The following is a 4,585-nucleotide window of genomic DNA, read 5'->3' as shown; positions in this document are numbered from 1 at the left end:
ATACGCACACCCCCAACAAACAACAAATCCCCAGTTCAACCGTGAGATTGGACCGGGGAAACGTCGCCAAGCATGGCGCCTTAGTAGAGCTCCTCCTCTTGAGTGCGCTCTATCGTGGCGCCCAGCGCCTGGAGGTTCTCTACAAAGTTGGGATAGCCGCGATCGATGTGGAAGACATCGTGCACGGTGGTTGTCTCATCCGCGCACAGTGCAGAGAGCACCAACCCGGCGCCTGCACGAATATCGGAACTCCAGACATGCGTCGAAGACAGACGCTCCTGCCCGCGGATGACTACGTGGTGTCCATCAACTTGAGCATCGGCGCCAAGGCGGAGCATCTCGTCCACGAAACGGAAGCGCGATTCAAAGACATTCTCCGTAATGATGGAGGTGCCTTCCGCCACGGCGGACAGACCAATGGCAATGGGCTGAAGATCCGTAGGGAAACCGGGGTACGGAAGGGTTTGATAATCCACGGCGCTCGGGCGACCATTCATGCGCACTCGGAAACCATTGACATAGTCCTCAACGTCAGCGCCGGCGGACTTCAGTTTTTCCAGCGGCAGGTGCAGGTGCTTAGGAGCAATGCCACCCACCGTAATATCACCGCGAGTCATCACAGCGGCATAAGCCCAAGTGCCTGCAACGATGCGGTCGCCGATGACCTCGTGCTTCGTCGGCTGCAGCTTGTCTACGCCCCGAATGGTAATGGTGGACGTCCCCTCCCCAGAGATATCGGCCCCCATTTCCTTGAGCATCGTGCACAGGTCAACGATCTCCGGTTCGCGGGCAGCATTGTGGAGTTGAGTTTCACCATCAGCAAGCACCGCGGCGGTAAGAATATTCTCCGTCGCACCCACGGAGGGGAAATCCAGCCTGATATTTGCCCCGTGGAGTCGGTCGGCTTCCGCCACCACAGCACCGTGTTCGATGCGCGTGCGCGCGCCCATCTTCTCCAGCCCGGACTGGTGCATATCCAAGGGGCGGGAACCAATAGCATCACCGCCTGGCAAGGCCACCTTCGCGTGACCGCAGCGCGCGGTCAACGGTCCCAGCACACACACGGAAGCGCGGAATTGGCGCACCGCATCGAAGTCCGCGTTGGAGTGCAGCTCGGCTGGGGTGGTGATGCGCACGGTGTGGCCATCAATCTCCACTGTGCAGCCGAGGCCCTCGAGGACCTTTCGCATTAGGGGGACATCGAGAATCTCAGGACAGTTGGTCAGCGTGGTGGTGCCCTCCGCCAACAGTGCCGCAGCCATCAGCTTCAGCACACTGTTTTTAGCACCGTCAACCTTGACGGTGCCCTGCAGGCGCGCCCCACCGGAGACAATAAATTGGTCTTTCACGCCCACCCAACTTACCTACAATCAGGGCAACGCGCCTATACGACGGGCCGCATTAACCGCCTCATAACGAGTATGCGCACCCAATTTGCGCATGACAGAACGCAGATAGGACTTCACAGTTTCGGCACCAATGCCCATCTCCTCGGCCGCCTCAACGTTGGTATGGCCTAGTGCAACGCAGGAAAGAACATCGAGTTCGCGTGCGGACAGCTTGGTGGACTGCTTCACGCGCACCGGAGAGACCATCTGATCACACAGCGCCTCAAGCTCCTTGCGAAGGTCTTCATCATTGACACGGTTAGCCAGCATCCGCAGCTTGGAGTGCGTCGAGCGCACCTGCTCCCATTCAGCACCGTTCATCACGTGCCCGCGCGCGGCGCCACCCTTACCACCATCGGCGCGGCGCAATGCGGAATTAACAGCCAAATCCTGCTCGAGGCAGCGGGCGGTCATGGTCACCTCTTCGATCACCTTGTCACCCAAGCGCACCGGCGAATGAACGCCGACATAAAGGACGCCGCGAATCTCACGCTGAACGGTAACCGGCACCGCCACGATAGAGTGCAGACCTTCGTCTTGAATGTAGCGATCATTCTCATGGCTAATCGTGGTGGCCCGGGTGTAATCGGAGACACCAACTGCGCGGCGAGTACTAACAACGCGCCCGCCGACGCCCACATTCGCGTCAATCACCAAGTTCTGCAAAGCCGGGGTCCGCAGACCTACCCACTGGGTAATCTGCAGGCGATTATCCGGCAGCAAGGTTCCGTACATCGTGACGGGGATTCCCGTTGCGGTCTTCAGCGACGAGAGCGCTGTGCGTACGGCTTCGTCGTCATCCTTGAGTCGGTGCGGCTCCATGAGACTCTCTCTTACTCGGGGGTAACCAGCAGGTGCACCCACATTCCCCGCCTGAAACGGGGGTAGGTAAACACTATTTGCGAAGTATAACCGGCCGACGGGGGTAATTCTAAATCACGCCACAGCCTCCTCCGCCACCCGAAATCCCACATTCCATGCCCGAATACTCTGTCCAGAATTTATATACCACTCAGTCTATTGACACGGTGTAAGGTGTCTGCTGTACATCAAAGCTTATTTCCAAGGAGTCCACATCGTGGCTGTATATGACAACATTCTCGAAACCATCGGCGGAACCCCACTTGTCCGCCTCAACCGTCTCACCGAAGGCCTCGGCGCCGAGGTTCTCGTGAAGGTTGAGTCCTTCAACCCCGCGAATTCCGTCAAGGACCGCATCGCCAAGGCGATTGTCGATACCGCCGTTGAATCCGGCGAGCTGAAGCCGGGCGGCACCATCGTGGAGGCCACCTCCGGCAACACCGGTATCGGCCTGGCGCTCGTCGGTGCAGCTCAGGGTTACAAGGTCATTCTCACCATGCCGGAGACCATGTCCAACGAGCGCAAGGTTTTGCTGCGTGCTTATGGAGCGGAGATCGTCCTCACCCCGGGCGCTGCGGGCATGAAGGGTGCCGTCGAAAAGGCCAACGAGATTATCGCCGAGACCCCCAACGCCATCCTGGCTTCCCAGTTCGCCAACGAAGCCAACCCGAAGATCCACGAGGCAACCACCGGCCCCGAGATCTGGGAAGATGCCGAGGGCAAGGTCGATGCTTTCGTCGCTGGTGTGGGCACCGGCGGCACCGTCACCGGCGTCGGCCGCTACCTGCGCTCCCAGAACCCGGATACCTACCTGGTGGCCGTGGAGCCCTCCGACTCCCCCGTCCTGTCCGAGGGCCACGCTGGCCCGCACAAGATCCAGGGCATCGGCGCTAACTTCGTCCCGGAGGTCCTAGACCGCGAGATCCTCAACGAGGTCCTGACCGCAAGCACCGAAGAATCCGTGTCCACCGCACGCAAGCTAGCCACCGAAGAGGGTCTGCTGGTTGGTATCTCCTCCGGCGCGAACGTCTCCGCCGCCCTGAAGCTGGCTGCTCGTGACGAGTTCAAGGGCAAGACCATCGTGGTTGTCGCCCCGGACTTTGGTGAGCGCTACGTCTCCACCATTCTCTTCGAGGACATCCGCGAAGCTTAAGAAATAGTTAACATGGCTCTCCGCGGGACGTCGCTAAGCACGGCGCCGTGATGAGCCTCCGAATAAAAGCGCCCTCTGTGCTAGGGGGCGCTTTTTCTTTCTGGATAGGATGGTTCGCATGCACATCTTGAAGATGATCCGTGAAGACCTCGCCAACGCGCGCGAGCATGACCCGGCGGCGCGCGGCGACGTCGAGAATGCCGTGGTTTATTCCGGCCTCCACGCTATCTGGGCGCATCGCATCGCTCACCGCATGTGGAAGCGCGGCTGGCGTGGACCAGCCCGCATTTTGGCGCAGCTTAACCGCTTCTTCACCGGTATTGAGATCCACCCCGGCGCCACCATCGGCCGGCGCTTCTTCATTGACCACGGCATGGGGATCGTCATTGGTGAAACCGCCGAGATCGGCGATGGCGTCATGCTCTACCACGGCGTGACCCTCGGCGGTCAGGTGCTCACTCAGACGAAGCGTCACCCAACGATTGAGGACAACGTGACCATCGGCGCCGGCGCCAAGGTGTTAGGCCCCATCACCATCGGTGAGGGCTCCGCAGTGGGCGCTAACGCCGTGGTGACGAAAGATGTGCCACCTCATCACATAGCTACGGGTATCCCCGCAAAGAACCGTCCGCGCAAGAAGGACGAGCGCATCAAGCTGGTGGACCCGGACTACTACATCTAAGGGCCACAGACTCCGTCTCTAGAGGCTGCCCTCACGGTTAGTCAGGCGCTGGTATTCAGGGTTCTTCTCAATAAACCGCGCCACGGCACTGCACGTTGGGATGACTTGGCGGCCTACCGTTGAGTCATCATCCAACGCCGCCTTAATCAGCGGCTTGGACAAGCCTTGGCCCTGAAAAGACTCAAAGATTTCCGTGTGCGTGAACTCGCGCGTGGTGGCGGAATCACTATATTCAGCAAAACCCGCTTCTTCTCCGTCAACGGTGATGACGAAGCGAGATTGATCGGTTTGGTGTGCAACAGAGGTAGTCATGCAGCCCATTAAACCAAAAAATGCACCAAAAAAGCCCCCTCTATTGCTAGAGAGGGCTATCTTGTGGCCAGAGCCAGGATCGAACTGGCGACCCCACACTTTTCAGGCGTGTGCTCTACCGACTGAGCTATCTGGCCAGAAGCCACAAGGACTTCGGCGACCCTGACGGGACTTGAACCCGCGACCTCC

Annotated in this window: 5 protein-coding genes and 1 tRNA gene; 2 read left to right on the top strand and 4 right to left on the bottom strand. The window is 59.5% G+C overall.

Annotated elements, in window-relative coordinates; translation table 11 throughout:
• Positions 1 to 80 precede the first annotated feature (80 nt).
• Both murA and ramA read right to left on the bottom strand, forming a co-directional pair.
• The gene (gene murA, locus HMPREF2978_RS09065) at positions 81 to 1,349 is read right to left on the bottom strand and encodes a UDP-N-acetylglucosamine 1-carboxyvinyltransferase (RefSeq protein ID WP_070524799.1); all 1,269 of its coding nucleotides are present in this window, start codon (positions 1,347 to 1,349) and stop codon (positions 81 to 83) included.
• A 21-nt stretch (positions 1,350 to 1,370) separates the two neighbouring features.
• A complete protein-coding gene (gene ramA / locus HMPREF2978_RS09060) occupies positions 1,371 to 2,210 on the bottom strand; it encodes an acetate metabolism transcriptional regulator RamA (RefSeq protein ID WP_070745122.1) in 840 nt (279 codons plus the stop codon).
• Between the two features lie 256 nt (positions 2,211 to 2,466).
• Here ramA and cysK point away from each other — a divergent pair, with 256 nt between their 5' ends.
• Positions 2,467 to 3,402 (top strand): cysteine synthase A, encoded by a 936-nt coding sequence (gene cysK, locus HMPREF2978_RS09055; protein WP_070745120.1) that lies wholly within the window; start codon positions 2,467 to 2,469, stop codon positions 3,400 to 3,402.
• 118 nt (positions 3,403 to 3,520) lie between these two features.
• Positions 3,521 to 4,084, top strand: coding sequence for a serine O-acetyltransferase EpsC (gene epsC / locus HMPREF2978_RS09050; protein WP_141761380.1), 564 nt, complete (start codon positions 3,521 to 3,523; stop codon positions 4,082 to 4,084).
• An 18-nt stretch (positions 4,085 to 4,102) separates the two neighbouring features.
• Here the strand turns inward: epsC and HMPREF2978_RS09045 are convergent, their stop codons facing one another.
• Together HMPREF2978_RS09045 and HMPREF2978_RS09040 are read right to left on the bottom strand one after the other, a co-directional pair.
• Positions 4,103 to 4,405 carry a GNAT family N-acetyltransferase gene (locus HMPREF2978_RS09045; RefSeq protein WP_070524745.1) on the bottom strand — a complete coding sequence of 101 codons (303 nt, stop codon included), beginning with the start codon at positions 4,403 to 4,405 and terminating at the stop codon, positions 4,103 to 4,105.
• A 55-nt stretch (positions 4,406 to 4,460) separates the two neighbouring features.
• Positions 4,461 to 4,533 (bottom strand) — tRNA-Phe (locus HMPREF2978_RS09040).
• Between the last annotated feature and the right edge of the window lie 52 nt (positions 4,534 to 4,585).

Origin of the sequence: Corynebacterium sp. HMSC074C01, from assembly GCF_001814605.1 — a bacterium.
Taxonomy (GTDB): domain Bacteria; phylum Actinomycetota; class Actinomycetes; order Mycobacteriales; family Mycobacteriaceae; genus Corynebacterium.
Note: the sequence above shows the minus strand (reverse complement) of the source record. Positions and strands in the feature narration are given on the sequence as shown.

What these genes read in the sequence shown, in the direction of transcription:
- ramA (WP_070745122.1), bottom strand. Translation starts at nt 2,210, where the DNA reads ATGGAGCCGCACCGACTCAAGGATGACGACGAAGCCGTACGCACAGCG.
- epsC (WP_141761380.1), top strand. Translation starts at nt 3,521, where the DNA reads ATGCACATCTTGAAGATGATCCGTGAAGACCTCGCCAACGCGCGCGAG.
- HMPREF2978_RS09045 (WP_070524745.1), bottom strand. Translation starts at nt 4,405, where the DNA reads ATGGGCTGCATGACTACCTCTGTTGCACACCAAACCGATCAATCTCGC.